Source organism: Micrococcus sp. HMSC31B01 (assembly GCF_001816085.1).
Lineage (GTDB): Bacteria > Actinomycetota > Actinomycetes > Actinomycetales > Micrococcaceae > Micrococcus > Micrococcus luteus.
The window spans coordinates 1-2,631 of the sequence record NZ_KV825386.1; the positions used below are offsets into that span (position 1 = coordinate 1).

Consider the following 2,631-nt stretch of genomic DNA (forward strand, 5'->3'; position numbering starts at 1 on the left):
GGCCGTCGCGGACGGCCCGGCCGGGGCCGGTCAGGCCTGCGCGGCCGGGTGGAAGCGCCGCCCGTTCACCCGCTCGGCGGCCCCGCAGTCGTCCAGGTACGGCGTGATGCCGCCCAGGTGCAGGGGCCAGTTGGCGCCGAGGATCATGCACAGGTCCACGTCCTCGGGGGCCGCGACGACGTGCTCGTCCAGGAGCAGGCCGATCTCCTCGGCCAGCGCGTCCTCGACCCGGCGCAGCAGCTCCTCGGAGGTCTGCGGGGTCGAGCCCTGCTCCAGCAGGGCCGCGGTCGCCTCCGGGATCTGCTCGCCGGTCGCGCCGGCGGCCTCCTCGTCGCGCCGGTCGGGGCGGACGTCCTTGGCCCAGATCGCGGTCTTGCCGGCGTCGATCAGGCGCTGCAGGTTCGCCGAGACCGGGAAGCGCTCCGCGCCGAAGGACGCGGAGAGGGACTCGGACACGTGCTGGGCCACGGGGATGCCGACCATGGCCAGGAGGGTGAACGGCGTCATCGGCAGGGCCAGCGGGTCCAGCGCGTGGTCGGCCTCGTGCGCGTCGGTGCCCTCGTCGAAGGAGTTCTGCACCTCGCCCATCATGCGCAGCAGGACGCGGTTGACCACGAACGCGGTGGCGTCGTGGACGAGCACGCCGGTCTTGCGGAGCCGGCGGGTCAGTTCGAACGCGGTGGCCACGACCTCGTCCGTCGTCGCCTCGGTCCGCACGATCTCCACGAGCGGCATGACCGCCACCGGGTTGAAGAAGTGGAAGCCCACGAGGCGCTCGGGATGCTCGAGGACCTCGGCCATGGCGGCCACGGACAGGCTCGAGGTGTTGGTCATCAGGATGGCGTCCTCACGCACGATGCCCTCGAGCTCGCGGAAGACGGTGCGCTTGACCTCGAGCTCCTCGAAGACGGCCTCGATGACGATGTCGGCGTCCGCGTACACCGCCTTGTCCGTGTCCGCGGTGATCAACCCGGCCAGGGCCTCGCCGTCCTCGGCGGAGAGCCGTCCACGGGAGACCATCTTCTCGACCTGCGCGCGCACGCCCGCCAGGCCGCGCTCGACACGCTCGGCGTCGATGTCCGTCATCACGACGGGCACCCGCAGGTGCCGGGCGAAGACGAGGGCGAGCTGGCCGGCCATCAGGCCCGCACCGACGATGCCGACCTTGCGGACCTCGCGGGCGAGCTCGCGGCCCGGGTCGCCGGCGGGGCGCTTGGCGCGGCCCTGGACGAGGCCGAGGAACGCGTACACGGTGCGCCGGAACTCGGGGGAGTGCAGCAGCGTCCCGAGGGCGTCCGCCTCGGCCTGGGCGGACTCGGCGCGGGTGCGCGTGCGGGCGCCGGTGAACAGGTCCTCCAGGTGACGGCGCGCCGGCAGGTGGCGTCCGGGGCGAGCGGCCTGCAGCCGCTCCAGCGCCGCCAGGGCGCGGTCCCAGGCGGCGTCGGACACGTCGCGGTCGCGGTGGGCGGCCAGTTCGGCCGCCACGGACTCGTCCCCGGCGACCAGGGCGGCGGCGAGCTCGAGGCCCGCGTCGAGGAGGTCCCCCTCCACGATCCGGTCCATCAGGCCGAGCCCGTGCGCCGCGCGGGCGTCGAGCATGCGGTTGTCGTCGAGGGGGTTCTTCAGCACGACGTCGACGGCGGCCTCCGGGCCGATCAGATGGGGCACGCGCCACACGCCGGACCAGCCGGGGATCAGGCCGAGCCGGACCTCGGGCAGGCCGAAGCCCTTCGCATCGGCGGCCACCACGCGGTGTCCGGCGGCCAGGGCCAGCTCGAGGCCGCCGCCGAGGGCGAGGCCGTTCACGAGCGCGACCGTGGGGATCTCGAGGGCCGCGAGCCGGTCGTAGACGGCGTGGCCGAGCAGGGCCAGGTCGCGGCCGACGTCGTCGGTGAGGCCCGCGATCAGGGACAGGTCCGCCCCGGCCGCGAAGGTCCCCTCCACACCGGTCACGGCCAGGGCCTGGATCTCGCCCGCGGCGGCCCGGGCGGCCTGCTCGTCGAGCACCCGGCCGAGGCCGAGGAGCGTGGCCGGGCCCAGGGTCGCGGGCCGGCGGGGTCCCTGCCCGTTGTCCAGCGTGAGCAGCGCGAGCGTGCCCGCACCCTCGGGCAGGGCGTGGTCGGTCACGGTGACGGTGGTGACGACCTCATCCGGGGCCAGGGCGGGCAGGTGGTCGAAGGAAGCAAGAGAAACGGATGTCATGCGGGTCACACTACCGGCGAGTAGCCTCCGCGTCGACGCGACGCGACGGACCGATCCGGCCGGCCGCGTCGGGGGCTCAGGCGCCGGCGGGATCGGGGTCGAGGAGCGCGACCGTGACGATCGCGCCGACGTTCTCCACCTGCCACGGGCGCGCGCCCCGCTCCGTCAGGAACGCGTCGACGGTCTCGGGGGTGATCGGGGCGGGCGGGGTCCAGCAGATCCGCCGAAGGGTGTCCGGGGTGAGGAGGTTCTCGGTGGGCATCCCCAGCTGCTCGGCCCGTCGGGCGACGCGGGCCTTGGCCGTGCGCAGGCGGCGGTCCGCCACCGGGTCCCGGTCCTTCCAGGCCCGGGGTGGGGGCGGGCCGTCCCCGGTGCGGATCTGCGCCGCGGGGGCGTCGCCCCGCTCGGCGTCCTCGACGCCGGCCCGGA

Annotated in this window: 1 protein-coding gene and 1 pseudogene; both read right to left on the reverse strand. The window is 75.1% G+C overall.

Translation table 11 applies throughout. The features are described 5' to 3' along the window. Positions 1–30: 30 nt before the first annotated feature. Positions 31–2,202 carry a 3-hydroxyacyl-CoA dehydrogenase NAD-binding domain-containing protein gene (locus HMPREF3105_RS11185; RefSeq protein WP_061873140.1) on the reverse strand — a complete coding sequence of 724 codons (2,172 nt, stop codon included), beginning with the start codon at positions 2,200–2,202 and terminating at the stop codon, positions 31–33. Between the two features lie 76 nt (positions 2,203–2,278). Further along, a pseudogene (locus HMPREF3105_RS11190) lies at positions 2,279–2,631 on the reverse strand (ribonuclease D); the annotation flags it as partial.